At 65.6% G+C, this 18112-nt stretch carries 19 protein-coding genes; 17 read left to right on the forward strand and 2 right to left on the reverse strand.

All coding sequences use genetic code 11. The annotated features are described in order from the left end of the window. The first annotated feature begins 37 nt into the window (after positions 1-37). The 17 genes from AAW51_RS08685 to AAW51_RS08765 all read left to right on the forward strand — a co-directional run bounded on the left by AAW51_RS08685 (position 38) and on the right by AAW51_RS08765 (position 16214). Entirely contained in the window at positions 38-397 is a 360-nt protein-coding gene (locus tag AAW51_RS08685) for an NADH-quinone oxidoreductase subunit A (protein WP_047194287.1), read from the forward strand. Positions 398-413: 16 nt separating this feature from the next. After that, a complete protein-coding gene (locus AAW51_RS08690; protein ID WP_047194288.1) occupies positions 414-890 on the forward strand; it encodes a NuoB/complex I 20 kDa subunit family protein in 477 nt (158 codons plus the stop codon). A 73-nt stretch (positions 891-963) separates the two neighbouring features. Further along, a complete protein-coding gene (locus AAW51_RS08695) occupies positions 964-1563 on the forward strand; it encodes an NADH-quinone oxidoreductase subunit C (RefSeq protein ID WP_047194289.1) in 600 nt (199 codons plus the stop codon). A 15-nt stretch (positions 1564-1578) separates the two neighbouring features. Then, positions 1579-2832: an NADH-quinone oxidoreductase subunit D gene (locus AAW51_RS08700; RefSeq protein WP_047194290.1), complete on the forward strand. Its 1254-nt coding sequence runs from the start codon at positions 1579-1581 to the stop codon at positions 2830-2832. Then, positions 2829-3326 (forward strand): NADH-quinone oxidoreductase subunit NuoE, encoded by a 498-nt coding sequence (gene nuoE / locus AAW51_RS08705; protein ID WP_047194291.1) that lies wholly within the window; start codon positions 2829-2831, stop codon positions 3324-3326. The genes AAW51_RS08700 and nuoE overlap by 4 nt, the downstream gene beginning before the upstream one ends. Continuing rightward, entirely contained in the window at positions 3326-4657 is a 1332-nt protein-coding gene (gene nuoF / locus AAW51_RS08710; RefSeq protein ID WP_047194292.1) for an NADH-quinone oxidoreductase subunit NuoF, read from the forward strand. Before nuoE ends, nuoF begins: the two co-directional genes overlap by 1 nt. A gap of 96 nt (positions 4658-4753) precedes the next feature. Further along, on the forward strand, positions 4754-7075 hold the full coding sequence (nuoG, locus tag AAW51_RS08715; protein WP_047194293.1) for an NADH-quinone oxidoreductase subunit NuoG: 2322 nt from the start codon (positions 4754-4756) through the stop codon (positions 7073-7075). A gap of 15 nt (positions 7076-7090) precedes the next feature. Continuing rightward, a complete protein-coding gene (nuoH, locus tag AAW51_RS08720; protein ID WP_047194294.1) occupies positions 7091-8170 on the forward strand; it encodes an NADH-quinone oxidoreductase subunit NuoH in 1080 nt (359 codons plus the stop codon). Positions 8171-8185: 15 nt separating this feature from the next. Further along, on the forward strand, positions 8186-8683 hold the full coding sequence (gene nuoI, locus AAW51_RS08725) for an NADH-quinone oxidoreductase subunit NuoI (RefSeq protein ID WP_047194295.1): 498 nt from the start codon (positions 8186-8188) through the stop codon (positions 8681-8683). Between the two features lie 76 nt (positions 8684-8759). Beyond that, positions 8760-9410 carry an NADH-quinone oxidoreductase subunit J gene (locus AAW51_RS08730; protein WP_047194296.1) on the forward strand — a complete coding sequence of 217 codons (651 nt, stop codon included), beginning with the start codon at positions 8760-8762 and terminating at the stop codon, positions 9408-9410. Then, complete coding sequence (nuoK, locus tag AAW51_RS08735; RefSeq protein ID WP_047194297.1) at positions 9407-9715, forward strand: NADH-quinone oxidoreductase subunit NuoK; 309 nt, start codon at positions 9407-9409, stop codon at positions 9713-9715. Before AAW51_RS08730 ends, nuoK begins: the two co-directional genes overlap by 4 nt. Before the next feature lie 21 nt (positions 9716-9736). After that, positions 9737-11767, forward strand: coding sequence for an NADH-quinone oxidoreductase subunit L (gene nuoL, locus AAW51_RS08740; protein ID WP_047194298.1), 2031 nt, complete (start codon positions 9737-9739; stop codon positions 11765-11767). A 16-nt stretch (positions 11768-11783) separates the two neighbouring features. Beyond that, on the forward strand, positions 11784-13253 hold the full coding sequence (locus tag AAW51_RS08745) for an NADH-quinone oxidoreductase subunit M (protein ID WP_047194299.1): 1470 nt from the start codon (positions 11784-11786) through the stop codon (positions 13251-13253). Between the two features lie 17 nt (positions 13254-13270). Next, complete coding sequence (gene nuoN, locus AAW51_RS08750; protein ID WP_047194300.1) at positions 13271-14752, forward strand: NADH-quinone oxidoreductase subunit NuoN; 1482 nt, start codon at positions 13271-13273, stop codon at positions 14750-14752. Positions 14753-14761: 9 nt separating this feature from the next. Further along, positions 14762-15070 (forward strand): DUF2818 family protein, encoded by a 309-nt coding sequence (locus AAW51_RS08755; RefSeq protein ID WP_047194301.1) that lies wholly within the window; start codon positions 14762-14764, stop codon positions 15068-15070. A gap of 39 nt (positions 15071-15109) precedes the next feature. Continuing rightward, positions 15110-15724 (forward strand): NUDIX domain-containing protein, encoded by a 615-nt coding sequence (locus AAW51_RS08760; protein ID WP_047194302.1) that lies wholly within the window; start codon positions 15110-15112, stop codon positions 15722-15724. 4 nt (positions 15725-15728) lie between these two features. Continuing rightward, positions 15729-16214 (forward strand): DUF1178 family protein, encoded by a 486-nt coding sequence (locus AAW51_RS08765; RefSeq protein ID WP_047194303.1) that lies wholly within the window; start codon positions 15729-15731, stop codon positions 16212-16214. 54 nt (positions 16215-16268) lie between these two features. On the opposite strand, the gene AAW51_RS08770 is transcribed toward AAW51_RS08765, so the two are convergent. Together AAW51_RS08770 and AAW51_RS08775 are read right to left on the reverse strand one after the other, a co-directional pair. Then, complete coding sequence (locus tag AAW51_RS08770; RefSeq protein WP_047194304.1) at positions 16269-17684, reverse strand: FAD-binding oxidoreductase; 1416 nt, start codon at positions 17682-17684, stop codon at positions 16269-16271. A 26-nt stretch (positions 17685-17710) separates the two neighbouring features. Continuing rightward, positions 17711-18097 carry a DUF2069 domain-containing protein gene (locus tag AAW51_RS08775; RefSeq protein WP_238947801.1) on the reverse strand — a complete coding sequence of 129 codons (387 nt, stop codon included), beginning with the start codon at positions 18095-18097 and terminating at the stop codon, positions 17711-17713. Between the last annotated feature and the right edge of the window lie 15 nt (positions 18098-18112).

Raw genomic sequence — 18112 nt, forward strand, 5'->3', positions numbered from 1 at the left:
ACGAGCAGTCGACCCGAGACCAGCCTCCAAGAGCATCATGAGCCTCGACCAGTACCTCCCCGTCATCCTGTTCATCCTGGTCGGCATCGCCGTCGGCGTTGCACCCCAGGTGCTCGGTTTCCTGCTCGGCCCCCGGCGGCCCGACGCGGCGAAGAACTCGCCCTACGAGTGCGGCTTCGAAGCCTTCGAAGACGCCCGCATGAAGTTCGATGTGCGCTACTACCTGGTGGCCATCCTCTTCATCTTGTTCGACCTCGAAATTGCCTTCCTCTTCCCGTGGGCAGTGGCGTTGCGCGATATCGGCCAGCCAGGCTTTCTGGCCATGATGATTTTCCTGGGCATCCTTGTCGTGGGCTTCGTCTACGAGTGGAAGAAGGGTGCCCTGGACTGGGAATGACGCGAGGTAAGTTGGTATGAGTATCGAAGGCGTTCTCAAGGAAGGCTTCATCACCACCACGGCCGACAAGCTGATCAACTGGTCGAAGACCGGCTCGTTGTGGCCGATGACCTTCGGGCTGGCCTGCTGTGCGGTCGAGATGATGCACGCGGGCGCAGCCCGTTACGACATCGACCGTTTCGGCATGTTGTTCCGTCCCAGCCCCCGCCAGTCCGACCTGATGATCGTGGCCGGCACGCTGTGCAACAAGATGGCACCGGCCCTCCGCAAGGTCTACGACCAGATGGCCGAGCCGCGCTGGGTGCTGTCGATGGGATCGTGCGCCAACGGCGGTGGCTACTACCACTACAGCTATTCGGTTGTGCGCGGCTGCGACCGCATCGTGCCGGTCGACGTCTACGTGCCCGGCTGCCCCCCGACGGCGGAAGCGCTGCTCTACGGCATCCTGCAGCTGCAGGCCAAGATCCGGCGCGAAAACACGATCGCGCGCTGATGCGCGCGGCGTACACGGGACATCCTATGGCAAACAACCTGACGCAGGCCACCCTGCCGACCGGGGTGAGGTCATGAGCAGACTGAATCTTTTGCGCGAACAACTCGACGCGGTGCTGGGCGGCAAGCTCAAGCGCGTCGAACAAGACCTCGGCGAGCTGACGATCACCGTCTCCGCCGCCGACTACCTCGAGGTAGCGGTGACGCTGCGCGACCACCCCGAACTGCGCTTCGAGCAGCTGATCGACCTGTGTGGCCTCGACTATTCGTCGTATGCCGACGGTCGCTACGAGGGTCCGCGCTACTGCGTGAGCACCCATTTGCTGTCGATCACCAAGAACTGGCGGCTGCGCCTCAAGGTGTACGCGCCCGACGACGACCTGCCGGTGGTGCCGTCTGTCAACGAGGTCTGGAACGCGGCCAACTGGTTCGAGCGCGAAGCCTTCGATCTGTTCGGCATCGTCTTCGACGGGCACCTCGACCTGCGCCGCCTGCTGACCGACTACGGTTTCATCGGCCACCCCTTCCGCAAGGACTTCCCGGTGACCGGCCATGTCGAGATGCGTTACGACGCCGAGCAGAAACGCGTGATCTACCAACCGGTGACGATCGAGCCGCGCGAGATCACGCCCCGCGTGATCCGCGAAGAGAACTACGGCGGCCTGCATCACTGAGCCCGAGGTCCCCACGTGGCAGAAATCAAGAACTACACCCTGAACTTCGGTCCTCAGCACCCGGCGGCGCACGGCGTGCTGCGGCTGGTGCTGGAGCTCGACGGCGAAGTGATCCAGCGGGCCGACCCCCACATCGGCCTGCTGCACCGCGCCACCGAGAAGCTGGCCGAGTCGAAGACCTTCATCCAGTCGCTGCCCTACATGGACCGTCTCGACTACGTGTCCATGATGTGCAACGAGCACGCCTACTGCTTGGCCATCGAGCGGATGATGGGCGTCGAAGTGCCGATCCGGGCGCAGTACATCCGCGTCATGTTCTCCGAGATCACCCGGCTGCTGAACCACCTGCTGTGGCTCGGCGCGCACGGGCTCGACTGCGGTGCAATGAACATGTTGATCTACTGCTTCCGAGAGCGTGAAGACCTGTTCGACATGTACGAGGCGGTCTCCGGCGCGCGCATGCACGCCGCTTATTTCCGCCCGGGCGGCGTCTACCGCGACCTGCCCGACACGATGCCGCAGTACAAGGTCTCGAAGATCAAGTCGCAGAAGGTCGTCAACAAGCTCAACGAGAACCGCCAGGGCTCGCTGCTCGACTTCATCGAAGACTTCACCAACCGCTTCCCCAAGCACGTCGACGAATACGAGACGCTGCTGACCGACAACCGCATCTGGAAGCAGCGCACGGTGGGCGTCGGCGTGGTGTCGCCCGAGCGCGCCTTGAACCTCGGGTTCACCGGCCCCATGCTGCGCGGCTCCGGCATCGCATGGGACCTGCGCAAGAAGCAGCCGTACGACGTCTACGACCAGATGCAGTTTGATGTGCCGCTCGGCACCAACGGCGATTGCTACGACCGCTACCTGGTGCGTGTCGAGGAAATGCGCCAGTCCAACCGCATCATCAAGCAGTGCGTGGAGTGGCTGCGCAAGAACGCCGGGCCGGTCATCACCGACAACCACAAGGTGGCGCCGCCGTCGCGTGTCGAGATGAAGTCGAGCATGGAACAGCTGATCCACCACTTCAAGCTGTTCACCGAAGGTTTTCACGTGCCCGAGGGCGAAGCCTATGCGGCGGTCGAGCACCCCAAGGGGGAGTTCGGCATCTACCTCGTCAGCGATGGCGCCAACAAGCCCTATCGCCTGAAGATCCGTGCGCCCGGATTCCCGCACCTGGCCGCGATGGACGAAATGTCGCGCGGCCACATGATTGCCGACGCCGTGGCGATCATCGGCACCATGGACATTGTGTTCGGAGAGATTGATCGATGATCTCGGAAGCCACCAAGCAGCGCTTCGCGCGCGAGGTCGCCAAGTACCCGGCAGACCAGAAGCAATCGGCCGTGATGGCCTGTTTGTCCATCGTGCAGCAGGAGCAGGGCTGGGTCTCGCCCGAGGCCGAGAAGGACGTCGCCGACTACCTCGGCATGCCGCCCATCGCGGTGCACGAGGTGGTGACCTTCTACAACATGTACAACCAGCGTCCGGTCGGCAAGTTCAAGTTTGCCGTCTGCACCAACCTGCCGTGCCAGCTGCGCGGCGGCAAGGACGCGGCCGACCACCTGAGCAAGCGGCTCGGCATCGAGCTGGGCGGCACCACCGCCGACGGCTTGTTCTCGGTGCAGGAATGCGAATGCCTCGGTGCCTGCGCCGATGCGCCGGTGATGCTGGTCAACGATCGGCAGATGTGCAGCTTCATGGGCCCCGAGCGCCTCGACGCGCTGGTCGATGAGCTGGCGCAGCAAGCCCAGCAAGGGGTGAAGTGATGTTGAACCTCGCCAAGTTTCAGGCCACCGGCCAGGAGACCTGCTTCCACGGCCGCCACATCGGCGCGCAGATCTACGCGGGTCTCGACGGCAGCAACTGGCGCCTGAAGGACTATGAAGCGCGCGACGGCTACAAGGCCTTGCGCAAGATCCTGACCGAGGGCCTGACGCCCGACCAGGTGATCGCCGAGGTCAAGGCCTCTGGCCTGCGCGGACGCGGCGGTGCGGGCTTTCCGACCGGCCTGAAGTGGAGCTTCATGCCGCGCCAGTTCCCGGGCCAGAAATACCTCGTCTGCAACTCTGACGAAGGCGAGCCGGGCACCTGCAAGGACCGCGACATCCTGCGCTACAACCCGCACATCGTGATCGAAGGCATGGCCATCGCCGCCTATGCGATGGGCATCCCCGTGGGCTACAACTACATCCACGGTGAAATCTTCGAGGTGTACGAACGCTTCGAAGAGGCGCTCGAGGAAGCGCGTGCCGCGGGCTATCTCGGCAACAACATCATGGGCAGCAACTTCAGCTTCCAGCTGCATGCGCACCATGGTTTCGGCGCCTACATCTGCGGCGAGGAAACGGCGCTGCTCGAGTCGCTCGAAGGCAAGAAGGGCCAGCCGCGCTTCAAGCCGCCGTTCCCGGCCAGCTTCGGCCTCTATGGCAAGCCGACCACGATCAACAACACCGAGACGTTTGCCGCGGTGCCGTGGATCATCCGCAACGGCGGCGACCCCTACCTGAAGATCGGCAAGCCGAACAACGGCGGCACCAAGATCTTCTCGGTGGTCGGCGACGTCGAGCGCCCGGGCAACTTCGAGATCCCGCTCGGCACGCCGTTCTCCAAGCTGCTCGAACTCGCCGGTGGCGTGAGTGGCGGCCGCAAGCTGAAGGCGGTGATCCCCGGCGGATCGTCGGCCCCGGTGTTGCCGGCGCACATCATGATGGACCTGACGATGGACTACGACGCCATCTCGAAGGCCGGCTCGATGCTGGGCTCGGGCGCCGTCATCGTCATGGACGAGACGCGCTGCATGGTCAAGTCCTTGCTGCGGCTGAGCTATTTCTACATGCACGAGTCCTGCGGCCAGTGCACGCCGTGCCGTGAAGGCACCGGCTGGCTGTGGCGCATGGTCGAGCGGGTCGAGAACGGCAAGGGCCGTCCCGAAGACCTCGACCTGTTGAACTCGGTGGCCGACAACATCCAGGGGCGCACCATCTGCGCGCTGGGCGATGCGGCCGCGATGCCGGTGCGGGCGATGCTGAAGCATTTCCGCGACGAGTTCGCCTATCACGTCGAACACAAGACCTGTTTGGTCCCGGCGCACGCCTGAAGGACGAGTAGATGACCGTCTTCACGCCGACCCGACCGCTGCCCGCGATGGGCGCGCGCGTCGTCGTGCTGACGGTCCTGCGAAAGACACACCACCATGGTTGAAATCGAACTGGACGGCAAGAAGGTCGAGGTGCCCGAGGGCAGCATGGTCATGCATGCGGCCGAAAAGGCGGGCACCTACGTGCCGCACTTCTGCTATCACAAGAAGCTCTCGATCGCGGCGAACTGCCGCATGTGCTTGGTCGACGTCGAGAAGGCGCCCAAGCCGATGCCCGCCTGCGCCACCCCGGTGACGCAAGGCATGATCGTGCGCACCAAGAGCGACAAGGCGGTCAAGGCCCAGCAAGGGGTGATGGAGTTTTTGCTCATCAACCACCCGCTCGACTGCCCCATCTGCGACCAGGGCGGCGAATGCCAGCTGCAAGACCTGGCCGTCGGCTACGGCGGCTCGTCGTCGCGCTACACCGAAGAAAAGCGTGTGGTGCTCGCCAAGGAAGTGAGCCCCATCGTCTCGCTGGCCGAGATGTCGCGCTGTATCCATTGCACCCGCTGCGTGCGCTTCGGCCAGGAAGTGGCCGGCGTGATGGAGCTGGGCATGATCCACCGCGGTGAACATTCCGAGATCACCACCTTCGTCGGTGCGACGATCGACTCGGAACTGTCGGGCAACATGATCGACCTGTGCCCGGTCGGCGCCATCACCAGCAAGCCGTTCCGCTACACCGCCCGCACCTGGGAGCTGTCGCGCCGCAAGTCGGTCAGCCCGCACGACTCGACCGGCGCCAACCTGGTGGTGCAGGTCAAGGGCAGCAAGGTGATGCGTGTGCTCCCGCTCGAGAACGAAGAGGTCAACGAGTGCTGGCTCGCCGACCGTGACCGCTTCTCGTACGAGGCGCTCAACAGCGACGAACGGCTGACCATGCCGATGCTGAAGCAGGGCGGTCAGTGGAAGGCGGTCGACTGGCCGACCGCGCTCGAATACGTCGCCAACGGCCTCAAGCTGATCAAGGCCGAGCACGGCGCTGCCGCCATCGGCGCGCTGGCCACCCCGCACAGCACCGTCGAGGAACTGCACCTGCTGGGCCAGCTGGTGCGTGGCCTCGGCAGCGAGAACATCGACTACCGCACCCGCCATGCCGACTTCGATACCAGCAGCGGCGGCGTGCGCTGGCTGGGCCTGCCGATCGCGGCGCTGTCGACCCTGCAGCGCGTGCTGGTGGTCGGCTCCTTCCTGCGCAAGGACCATCCGCTGTTCGCGCAGCGGCTGCGCCAGGCCGCGCGCCACGGTGCACAAGTGCACAGCCTGGACGCGGTCGAAGACGATTGGCTGATCACGCTGGCGAGCCGCACCACGGTGGCGCCGAGCGCGTGGCCGCAAGCGCTGGCGGCGATTGCCGCGGCGGTCGCGGCAGAGCGCGGCGTGCCGGCACCGGCCGAGGCCGAAGTGACTGATGCGGCCCGTGCCGTGGCCGCCTCGCTGTTGAGCGGCGAGCGCAAGGCTGTGCTGCTCGGCAATGCCGCCGCCCAGCATCCGCAAGCCAGCACGCTGCTGGCGCTGGCGAACTGGATCGGCGAGCAGACCGGCGCGTCGGTCGGCTACCTGACCGAAGGGGCGAACGCCGTCGGCGCGCAACTGGTCGGTGCCGTGCCGGGCGCGGGCGGCTTCAACGCCGGCCAGATGTTGTCGCAATCGCTGAAGGCTTATCTGCTGCTGAACGTCGAACCTGAGCTGGACGCCGCCGACGCCTTGCGCGCGGCCAAGGCCGTGCAGGGCGCCGAGATGGTCGTGGCGATGACGGCCTTCCGCACCGCGGCGGTCGAATACGCCGACGTGCTGCTGCCGATCGCGCCGTTCTCGGAAACCTCGGGCACTTACGTCAACGCCGAAGGCCGCGTGCAAAGCTTCTACGGTGTCGTGAAGCCCCAGGGCGAGACGCGGCCCGGCTGGAAGGTCCTGCGCGTGCTGGGCACCATGCTCGGCCTGCCGGGCTTCAGTGCCGAAACCTCGGAAGAGGTGCGGGCGCAGGCGCTGGGCGACGTGGCCCAGTTGGCCAGCCGCCTGAGCAACAAGACGAATGCGGCGGTGCGCGTTGCGCCGGCAGCAACTGCGAACGCCTTGGAGCGTATCGCCGAAGTGCCGATCTACTGGAGCGACGCGATCGTGCGGCGCGCCCATTCGCTGCAGCTGACCAACGACGCCATGCCCCCGGTGGCCGGCCTGCCGGCTGCCTTGTGGGAGCGCCTGGGCCTGAAGGACGGCGACGCGGTGCGGGTCAGCCAGGGCGAGGCGTCGGCCGTGCTGCCGGCGCGCCTGGAGCGTGGTTTGCCCGCCAACACCGTGCGCGTGCCGGCGGGCCATCCGCTCACCTCGGCGCTGGGTGCGATGTTCGGCGGTCTCGACGTGGCCAAGGCCTGAAGTCGGAGTTGAAGCATGCTTGAAACCCTCAACACTTACGGCCTCTCGACCCTCGGCGGCGCCTGGCCGGTGGTCTGGACCCTGGTCAAGATCGTCGCGCTGGTGCTGCCGCTGATGCTCTGCGTCGCCTACCTGACGCTGTGGGAGCGCAAGGCCATCGGCTGGACCCAGATTCGCCCGGGCCCCAACCGGGTCGGCCCGCTGGGCCTGCTGCAGCCGATCGCCGATGCGGTGAAGCTGATCTTCAAGGAGATCATCCAGCCGACGGCGGCCAACAAGGGCTTGTTCTTCGTCGCGCCGATCATGACCATCATGCCGGCGCTGGCCGCCTGGGCGGTGGTGCCGTTCGGCCCCGACGTGGCGCTGTCGAACATCAACGCCGGCCTGCTGTTCCTGATGGCCATCACCTCGCTCGAGGTCTACGGCGTGATCATCGCCGGCTGGGCCTCGAACTCGAAGTACGCCTTCCTGGGCGCGCTGCGTGCGTCGGCCCAGATGGTGTCCTACGAGATCGCGATGGGCTTCGCCTTCGTCGTCGTGCTGATGGTGTCGGGCAGCCTGAACATGAGCGACATCGTCAACAGCCAGGCACACGGCTGGGCGGCCGACAAGGGGCTGACCTTCTTGTCGTGGAACTGGCTGCCGCTGCTGCCCATCTTCGTCGTCTACGTGATCTCGGGCATCGCCGAAACCAACCGCCACCCGTTCGACGTCGTCGAAGGCGAGTCGGAAATCGTCGCCGGCCACATGATCGAGTACTCGGGCATGTCGTTCGCGATGTTCTTCCTGGCCGAATACGCCAACATGATTCTGGTGTCGGCGCTCGCGTCGCTGATGTTCCTGGGCGGCTGGCTGCCGCCGGTCAACATGGCGCCGTTCACCTGGATCGCCGACTGGCTCTGGCTCGGCATCAAGACCTTCGTCGTCGTGACGATGTTCCTGTGGGTGCGCGCCACCTTCCCCCGCTTCCGCTACGACCAGATCATGCGCCTGGGCTGGAAGATCTTCATCCCCGTCACGCTGGTCTGGCTGGTGCTGGTGGGTCTGTGGATCGTGTCGCCCTGGAACATCTGGACCTGGGTCCCCGGAAACTGACGAGGTAATCACACCATGTCTGCAGTAGCTTCCATCAAGGGCTTCCTCAACAGCTTCATGCTGACGGAGCTTTTCAAGGGGCTGGCTCTGACCGGCCGGCACTTCTTGTCGCCGCACATCACGGTGCAGTTCCCCGAGGAAAAGACACCGGCCAGCCCGCGCTTTCGCGGCCTGCACGCACTGCGCCGTTATGAAAACGGCGAAGAGCGTTGTATCGCCTGCAAGCTGTGCGAAGCGGTGTGCCCGGCGCTCGCGATCACGATCGAGTCCGACGTGCGCGCCGACGGCACCCGCCGCACCAAGCGCTACGACATCGACCTGACCAAGTGCATCTTCTGCGGCTTCTGCGAAGAGAGCTGCCCGGTCGATTCGATCGTCGAAACGCACATCCTCGAATACCACGGCGAAAAACGCGGCGACCTCTACTTCACCAAAGAGATGCTGCTGGCCGTGGGTGACCGCTACGAGAAAGAAATCGCGGCCAACAAGGAGGCGGACGCCAAGTACCGATAAGCAGCCCGCCGCTTGTCTGCGGGCTGCCTCCCACCTGCGATGCGGGGAGGCAGGCAGCCCTCAACCCGAGAAAAACATGGATACCAAGACCGCGATCTTCTATGTGTTCTCCGTGATCCTGCTGTTTTCAGCGTTTCGCGTGATCACTGCCCGCAGCACCGTCCATTCGGCGCTGTTTCTGGTGCTGGCCTTCTTCAACGCCGCCGGCGTGTGGATGCTGCTGCAGGCCGAGTTCCTGGCCATCTCGCTGGTGCTCGTCTACGTCGGCGCGGTGATGGTGCTGTTCCTGTTCGTCGTGATGATGCTCGACTTCAACGTCGACGCGGTGCGGCAGAACTTCTGGAAGCACTTCCCGGTCGCCGGGCTGATCGGCGCGGTGATCGCGTTGGAGATGGCGGTCGTGCTGCTGGGCGGCTTCAAGCTGGTCGACGCGCCGCAAGCCACCGCCCAGGCCGTGCAGATGGGCAACACCCGTTTGCTGGGCATCGAGCTGTACAAGAACTACCTCTATCCGCTCGAAGTGGCGGCGGTCATCCTGCTGGTGGCCATCGTGGCCGCGATTGCGCTGACGATGCGCAAACGCAAGGACTCGCGCTACATCGACCCGGCCGACCAGATCAAGGTCAAGAAGGGCGATCGCCTGCGCATTGTGCAGATGCCGGTCGAGGTCGAGACGCCTGCCGCAGCGGGCGGCCAGGCAGAAGCTTCCACTGGGGGACAGGCATGACGCTGACACTCGGACATTATTTGTCGCTGAGCGCGATCCTGTTCGCGATGGCGGTGATCGGCATCTTCATGAACCGCCGCAACCTGATCGTGCTGCTGATGGCGATCGAGCTGATGCTGCTGGCGGTCAACCTCAACTTCGTGGCCTTCTCGCATTACCTGGGCGACATGGCCGGCCAGGTGTTCGTGTTCTTCATCCTGACGGTGGCCGCCGCCGAGTCGGCGATCGGCCTGGCGATCCTGGTGGTGCTGTTCCGCAACCGCTCGACCATCGACGTCGAAGAGCTCGACACCCTCAAAGGCTAAGCCGCGGGAGCCCATAACAACATGACGCAGCTCTCTCAAAACATGCTGGTGGCGGTGCCCTTGGCGCCGCTGGTAGGCGCCATCGTCGCGGGCCTGTTCGGCAAGGCCGTCGGCCGGCGCGGCGCTCACACCATCACCATCCTCGGGGTGTTCATCGCCTTCGTGCTGTCGGCGCTGACGCTGAACGCCGTCGTCGACGGCGCCCGCTTCAACGCCACCATCTACGAGTGGATGACGCTCGGCGACCTGAAGATGGAGATCGGCTTCCTGGTCGACGGCCTCACCGCGATGATGATGTGCGTGGTGACCTTCGTCTCGCTGATGGTGCACGTCTACACCATCGGCTACATGGAAGAAGACCCGGGCTACCAGCGCTTCTTCTCCTACATCTCGCTGTTCACCTTCTCGATGTTGATGCTCGTGATGAGCAATAACTTCCTGCAGCTGTTCTTCGGCTGGGAGGCGGTGGGCCTGGTGTCGTATCTGCTGATCGGGTTCTGGTTCAAGAAGCCCTCGGCCGTGTTCGCCAACATGAAGGCCTTTTTGGTCAACCGGGTCGGCGACTTCGGCTTCATCCTCGGCATCGGCCTGATCGTCGCCTATGCCGGCACTCTCGACTACGCGCAAACCTTCGCGCGCGCCGGCGAGATCGCCCAGCTGACCTTCCCGGGCAGCGACTGGATGCTGATCACGGTCATCTGCATCTGTCTGTTCATCGGCGCGATGGGCAAGTCGGCCCAGTTCCCGCTGCACGTCTGGCTGCCCGACTCGATGGAAGGCCCGACGCCCATCTCGGCGCTGATCCACGCGGCCACCATGGTGACCGCGGGCATCTTCATGGTGGCCCGCATGTCGCCGCTGTTCGAACTGTCGGACGCCGCGCTCAACTTCGTGCTCGTGATCGGCGCGATCACGGCGCTGTTCATGGGCTTTCTGGGCATCATCCAGAACGACATCAAGCGGGTGGTGGCGTATTCGACGCTGTCCCAGCTGGGCTACATGACCGTGGCGCTGGGCGTGTCGGCCTACTCGGTGGCGGTGTTCCACCTGATGACCCACGCCTTCTTCAAGGCCCTGCTGTTCCTCGGCGCCGGCTCGGTGATCATCGGCATGCACCACGATCAGGACATCCGCAACATGGGTGGCCTGCGCAAGTACATGAAGATCACCTGGATCACCTCGCTGCTGGGGTCGCTGGCGCTGATCGGCACGCCGTTCTTCTCGGGCTTCTACTCGAAGGACAGCATCATCGAGGCGGTGCACGCGAGCCATCTGCCCGGTGCCGGTTTTGCCTACTTCGCGGTGGTGCTGGGCGTGTTCGTCACCGCGTTCTATTCGTTCCGGATGTATTTCCTGGTGTTCCACGGCGAAGAGCGCTTCCGCCACAAGCCCTTCCCGCCGGAAGACGACGAGGCGCACGCCGATGGTCATCACGACCACGATCATGTGCACGAGCCGCACGAGTCACCGGCCGTCGTCACGGTGCCGCTGCTGCTGCTGGCGATCCCGTCGGTGGTGATCGGTTATTTCACGCTCGGGCCGCTGGTCCACGGCAGCTTCTTCGCCGACGCCATCACCGTCGACGCGACCAAACATCCTGCGATGGCTGAGCTGCAGTCGCACTTCCATGGCGCGATGGCGATGGGCCTGCATGGCTTCATGACGGCGCCGTTCTGGCTCGCGCTGGCCGGTGTGGTCACCGCCTACGTGTTCTACATGCTCAAGCCGGCCATCCCGACGATGCTGCGGCAGCGCCTCGGCTTCCTCGTCCGCATCATGGAAAACAAGTACTACATGGACTGGATCAACGAGAACATCGTTGCGGCCGGTGCCCGGCTGCTCGGCCGTGGCCTGTGGAAGGGCGGCGACGTGGGCCTGATCGACGGCGTGGTCGTCAACGGCTCGGCCAAGCTGGTCGGCCTGACCGCCTCGGTGGTGCGCTTGTTCCAGTCCGGCTACATCTATCACTATGCGCTGGTGATGATCGTCGGCATCTTCGCGCTGCTGACCTGGCAGCTGTGGCCCTTCCTGCAGTCGTTCGTGACGCGCTGAGCGAGGGTAGAACAACATGAATCTTCTGAGCCTCGCGATCTGGACGCCCATCGTCATCGGCTGCGTCCTGCTGACCTTCAACCGCCCGCAGCTGGCCGGCACCGTGCGCTGGCTGGCGCTGATCGGCGCGCTGGTCAGCTTCGCCATCACCTTGCCGCTGCTGAGCGGCTTCGACACCGGCAGCGCCGCGATGCAGTTCGTCGAGAACGCACCGTGGATCGCGCGCTTCAACGCGCGTTACCACCTCGGCGTCGACGGCCTGTCGGTGTGGTTCGTGCTGCTGACCGCTTTCATCACGGTGATCGTCGTGATCGCCGGCTGGGAGGTCATCACCGAACGCGTCAACCAGTACATGGGCGCCTTCTTGATCCTGTCCGGCCTGATGGTCGGCGTGTTCTCGGCGCTCGACGGCCTGCTGTTCTACGTGTTCTTCGAAGCGACCCTGATCCCGATGTACATCATCATCGGCATCTGGGGCGGCCCGCGGCGCGTCTACGCGGCCTTCAAGTTCTTCCTGTACACGCTGCTCGGCTCGCTGCTGATGCTGGTCGCGCTGGTCTATCTGTACTACCAGTCGCGCAGCTTCGACATCCAGACCTGGCACACGATGCGCATCGGCCTCGACGCGCAGAAGCTGCTGTTCGGCGCCTTCTTCCTGGCGTTCGCGGTCAAGGTGCCGATGTGGCCGGTGCACACCTGGCTGCCCGACGCCCACGTCGAGGCGCCCACCGGCGGCTCGGTGGTGCTGGCGGCCATCATGCTGAAGCTCGGCGCCTACGGCTTCTTGCGCTTCTCGCTGCCGATCGCCCCCGATGCGAGCCGCGAGCTGACCTGGATCATCGTGGCGCTGTCGCTGGTCGCGGTGGTCTACATCGGCCTGGTGGCGCTGGTGCAGCAAGACATGAAAAAGCTGGTGGCGTACTCGTCGATCGCCCACATGGGCTTCGTGACGCTGGGCTTCTTCATGTTCAACGAGCTGGGCATGTCGGGCGCCATCGTGCAGATGGTCTCGCACGGTTTCGTCTCGGGCGCGATGTTCCTGTGCATCGGCGTGCTCTACGACCGCGTGCACTCGCGGGAGATCGCCTCCTACGGCGGTGTTGCCAACACGATGCCCAAGTTCGCCGCCTTCGCGGTGTTGTTCGCGATGGCCAACTGCGGCCTGCCGGGCACCGCCGGTTTCGTCGGCGAGTGGATGGTGATCCTGGGCACCGTGAAGAACAACTTCTGGCTCGGCGCGCTGGCCGCCACGACGCTGATCTTCGGTGCCGGCTACACCTTGTGGATGGTCAAGCGGGTCTATTTCGGCCCGGTCGCCAACGACGACGTGGCCGCGCTGCAAGACCTGAACGCACGCGAGTTCGTGATGCTCGCGGTGCTGGCCGTCGCGGTCTTGTGGATGGGCCTCTATCCCAAGCCTTTCACCGACGTCATGCACCACTCGGTCGTCAACCTGCTGCAGCACGTGGCCCAACCGAAGCTCTGACCTGACGAGGCCACAAGATGAACGAAATGAACTGGCTCGCGATCTACCCCGAGATCCTGCTGCTCGCGCTGACCTGCGTCATCGCGATGGTGGATCTGTTCGTCAAGCATCCGCAGCGTGCGCCGACCTACTGGCTGACGGTGTTCTCGCTGGTCGCCGTCGGCGCCCTGCAGCTCTCCTACATCGGCGACACGCGCACGGTGTACGGCATGAACCGCATGGTCGTCAGCGACCCGATGGGCAATTTGCTCGAGTTCTTCGCCACCATCGCCACGCTGGTGTCGCTGGTGTACGCCCGGCCTTACGCGGCCGAGCGCGGCATGCTCAAGGGTGAGCTGTTCACGCTCAGCCTGTTCTCGCTGCTGGGCATCATGCTGCTGATCTCGGCCAACAACTTCCTGACCATCTACCTGGGCCTGGAGTTGATGACGCTGTCGCTGTATGCGCTGGTCGCCTTGCGTCGTGACCATGCCGGGGCGACCGAGGCGGCGATGAAGTACTTCGTGCTGGGCGCGCTGGCCTCGGGCTTCTTGCTGTACGGCCTGTCGATGATGTACGGCGCGACTTCGTCGCTCGACATCCCGACCGTGCTGGCGCGCATCAACGCCGGCAACATCAACGAGCAGGTGCTGGTGTTCGGCATCGTCTTCGTGGTCGCGGGCCTGGCCTTCAAGCTGGCCGCCGTGCCGTTCCACATGTGGGTGCCCGACGTCTACCAGGGCGCTCCCACCGGCGTCACGCTGCTGATCTCGGGCGCACCCCAGCTGGCTGGCTTCGCGATGGCGATCCGTTTGCTGGTCGACGGCATGTACGGTCTGGCCGAGCAGTGGCAGCACATGCTGATCGTGTTGGCGGTGGCCTCGCTGGTGGTGGGCAACCTTGCCGCGATCGCGCAGACCAATCTGAAGCGCATGCTGGCCTATTCGACGATTGGCCAGATGGGCTTCATGCTGCTGGGCCTGTCGTGTGGTGTCGTCACCGGCAACACCGCGTCGGCCGGCAACGCCTACAGCTCGGCGATGTTCTACGCCATCACCTACGTGCTGACCACGCTGGGCACCTTCGGCCTGATCGCGCTGCTGTCGCGCCAGGGCTTCGAGGCGGAGGAGATCGACGACCTCAAGGGCTTGAACCAGCGCAGCCCCTGGTATGCGGCGGTGATGGCCATCTTCATGTTCTCGCTGGCCGGCGTGCCGCCCGCGGTCGGCTTCTTCGCCAAGCTGGCGGTGCTGCAGGCGCTGGTGTCGACCAATTTGCCGCTGTACATCTGGCTGGCGGTCATCGCCGTGCTGCTGTCGCTGATCGGCGCCTTCTACTACCTCCGCGTGGTCAAGGTCATGTATTTCGACCAGGCGACCGACACGGCGCCGATCCGCACCAGTTTCGACGCCCGCGCGGTAATGTCGCTCAACGGTGTCGCGGTGCTGGTGTTCGGCCTGCTGCCCGGTGGTCTGATGACACTGTGCGTTAACGCCATCCGCGACCTCGCGGGCGGTTAAGGACCCTCCTTGGACACACTCGCGGCTTCGGTCTGGCTGGTGCTGGCGGTTGCCGTGGTGGCCGCCAACCTGCCGTTCGTCAATGAGCGCCTGTTCGCCATCGGGCCACGGCGCTCGCCCCACAAGGCCCTGGCGCTGCGGCTGTTCGAGCTGCTGGTGCTGTTCGGGGCCGTGCTGGGCCTGGGCTTCGGGCTCGAAGCCCGCATCGGCCAGCGCCACGCGCAGGGCTGGGAGTTCTACGCGGTGTCGGCCTGCTTGTTCCTGACGCTCGCCTTTCCCGGCTTCGTGTGGCGCTATTTGCGGCGCCACCGCGGCTGATCTTCCTGCCACCCCCCACCGTTCCCCCTCAAAGGACGTATGACGCCCGCTGCCGAAGAAGACAGCCATCTGGCCGAACTGTGCGTGGAGACCCAGCAGGTCTACCGCGGCCACTTCCTCGACGTGCGGCGCGACAAGATCGCACTGCCCGACGGGGCCACTTCGCACCGCGAATACATCGTGCACCCGGGCGCGGTGATGATCGTGCCGCTGCTCGACGACGGCCGGCTGGTGCTGGAGCGGCAGTTCCGCTACCCGCTTGGCCAGGTGATGATCGAGTTCCCGGCCGGTAAGCTCGACGCCGGCGAGCCCGGGCGGCAGTGTGCCGAGCGCGAGCTGCTCGAAGAGACCGGCTACCGGGCGCGCGAATGGGCGTACGCCGGCGTGCTGCACAATGCCATTGCCTATTCGAACGAAGGCATCGAGATCTGGTTCGCGCGTGGGCTGGTCGCGGGTGACAAGCAGCTCGACGACGGTGAATTTCTGGAAGTCATCACCGCGACGCCCGAGCAGCTCGACGACTGGATACGCGACGGCCGGGTGACCGACGCCAAGACGATGATCGGTCTGCTGTGGTGGCAGCGTTGGCGCGCCGGGGCGTGGCCGCTTGACTGGATCTCGCACGACAGTGCGAACTCGGGACGACAACCGTGATGTTATGAAGGTCTGGAATCTGCAATGCCGACACGAACACGGCTTCGAAGGCTGGTTCGCATCGGAAGACGACTACCGGTCGCAACTCGAGCGCGGCCTGCTCGTCTGCCCTTATTGCGGTGACGGCGAGATCACTCGCATGCCCAGCGCTCCCAGGCTGAACTTGTCCCATGCCAAGGCGCCGCCGGCGGCGCAGGCCTGCAACAACACCACGCCGCCCGGGCCCGCCAACGAAATGGCCCCGCAGCAGCCACCCACGCCGCAGGCGCTGCAGGCACTGTTCCTCAGGGCCGTGCGGCATGTGATCGCGAACACCGAAGACGTCGGCGAACGCTTCCCCGAGGAGGCCCGCCGTATCCACCACGGTGAAACCGAAGCGCGTGCCATCCGCGGCCACGCCACACGGGAGGAAACCGAGGCGCTGATCGACGAGGGCATCGACGTCGTGCCGCTGCCGTTGCCCGACGCCCTCAAGGGGCCGCTGCAGTAGGGCGGGCCGCCGCGCCCCGAAGGGCGGTGGCGCCGCCTTTTCAGCCCCCTGCGCTCAGGCGCTCAGCGTGCGGCCCGGGTTCAAGCGGCCCTGCGGATCGAGCGCCCGCTTGATCGCACGCATCAGCTGCAAGGCCACCGGCGATTTGCGCCGCTCCAGTTCGTCGCGCTTCAACGCGCCGATGCCGTGCTCGGCCGAGATCGATCCGCCGTGCGCCACCACCGTGTCGTAGACCACCTCGTTGACGGCTGCCTCGTGCTCGCGCAGGAAGTCGGCCGCGGCGCCGCCCTCGGGCGCCTGCACGTTGTAGTGCAGGTTGCCGTCGCCCAGGTGGCCGAAGTTGACCAGCCGGGCGCCGGGAAAGCGCGCCGCGATGGCCGCGTCGGCCTCGGCCACGAAGGCCGGAATGCGTGACACCGGCACCGAGATGTCGTGCTTGATGTTCAGACCCTCTTCGGCCTGCGCCAGCGGGATCGACTCGCGCAGATGCCACAAGGCGCGCGACTGCTCGAGGCTCTCGGCGATCGCGGCGTCGCTGATCAGTTCACGTTCGAGGGCGGTCTCCAGCATGCTTTCGAACAGCCCGCGCGCATGCGCTTCGGACTCGGTGTCCGACTGCTCCAGCAGCACCATCCACGGCGACGCCGCGAGCGGCTGCGGCAGCTGCGGGAAATGCCGTGCCACCAGCTGCAAGGCGAACGCGCCCATCACTTCGAAGCCGGTCAGGCCCGAGCCGAGCCGGGCCTGCGCGAGCTGCAACAGCGCCACGGCGTTGTCGAGCGACGGCAGCGCCGCCAGCGCGGTGACCCGCGCCGCCGGCTGCGGATAGAGCTTCAAGGTGGCGCCGGTGATGATGCCCAGCGTGCCCTCGCTGCCGATGAACAGGTCGCGCAGGTCGTAACCCGTGTTGTCCTTGCGCAGGCCCGACAGCCCGTCCCAGACCTCACCGGCGGCCGTCACGACCTCCAGCCCGAGGCACAGCTCGCGCGCATTGCCATAGCGCAGCACCTGCGTGCCGCCGGCGTTGGTGGCCAGGTTGCCGCCGATGGTGCAGCTGCCTTCGGCCGCCAGGCTGAGCGGGAACAGCAGGCCCTGGGCGGCGGCGGCTTCCTGCACCGCCTGCAGCACACAGCCGGCGTCCACGGTCATCGTGAGGTTGGCAGCGTCGATCTCGCGCACCCGGTTCATGCGTTGCAGGCTCAGCAGCACCTGCTCGCCGCTCTGGTCGGGCACCGAGCCGCCGACCAGCCCGGTGTTGCCGCCTTGCGGCACCAGGCCCACGCCGAGGGCGGTGCACGCCTTCACCACCGCCGCCACTTCTGCGGTGGACCCCGGCCGCACCACCGCCAGCGCCTTGCCGCGGTAACGCTTGCGCCAATCCAGCTCCCAGGCGGACAGATCGCCGTCGGTCAGGACGTGGGCCGCGCCGACGGCGGCGCGCAGGGCATCGAGCAGGGCGGCAGTGTTCATGTGCGCGGTGTGGGGCTTGAGGGGGGTCAGGTGGGTGTGGAGGCGGCCGCAGAGACAGGCGCATGGCGCAGCCGCCAGCGTACATGCAGTGCGCAGGCGCCAAACAACAGCAAGCACAGCAGCACTTCGACGCCGGCGAGCACAGCGCTCGGGCCGCGGTCGCTGGTGGCGCGCACGGCACCCTCGGCGAAGTAGATCCAGACCAGCAGGCTGACCCAGCGGTAGGTGTACATGCGTCGCTTGAGCAGGCCGGCCAGCGGCAACCACAACGGCAGCACCTTGAGGGCCAGCCAGCTGCCCCCGGGCCGCAGCGGTGCCCACCACAACTCCCAGCCGACGCCGAGCACGATGAGCCCGAGCAGGCTGGCGACAGCGAGCGCGCGCGTCAGGTTGGGGACGGACGTCGAATTCATCAATGGCATGATAAC

The sequence above is a fragment of the Caldimonas brevitalea genome (genome assembly GCF_001017435.1).
Lineage (GTDB): Bacteria > Pseudomonadota > Gammaproteobacteria > Burkholderiales > Burkholderiaceae_C > Caldimonas > Caldimonas brevitalea.